The following is a 423-nucleotide window of genomic DNA, read 5'->3' as shown; positions in this document are numbered from 1 at the left end:
CGGTTACCGTAAGCGCCGGAGCCCTCCAGACCAGTCCATGCAAAGATGTAGCCGGCAGAAGGCTTGCGCAGCGCGGGACGGGGGTTGACGTAGCACAGCAGAGCGTGCTTGCCCATGATGAAGTCGATCTTTTCAGCAGCACCCTTGGCAGCAGTGTTGACGACGCCCCAGGCGACGTACACGTTGTCGACCTCGAACAGGGTGGCCAGCAGGTCAGCGGTCACGATGCCCTTCTGGGTGTACTTGATGCGGTCCAGGATATCCTCGTGGTTCTTCAGAGCGTTGAACGCGAAGGGAGACAGAACCAGAGTGTTGGGCTTGTAGCCGGTCTCGGAGGCCATCTGAACGCTCGCGCCGGTGATATCAGCGATGGGGTTGGAGGTAGGCAGGTTCCACTTCAGAGTCTGATTCTCAGCGGCAGCG

General features: G+C 60.0%; 1 protein-coding gene. It reads right to left on the bottom strand.

What is annotated here, in order from left to right:
• Window positions 1-423: major capsid protein (locus J4G38_RS28430; RefSeq protein ID WP_226164211.1), on the bottom strand; the 423-nt coding region annotated here is incomplete at both ends.

It is taken from the genome of Hymenobacter terricola, from assembly GCF_017921975.2.
Lineage (GTDB): Bacteria > Bacteroidota > Bacteroidia > Cytophagales > Hymenobacteraceae > Hymenobacter > Hymenobacter terricola.
This window is presented reverse-complemented; position numbering and strand designations above follow the sequence as displayed.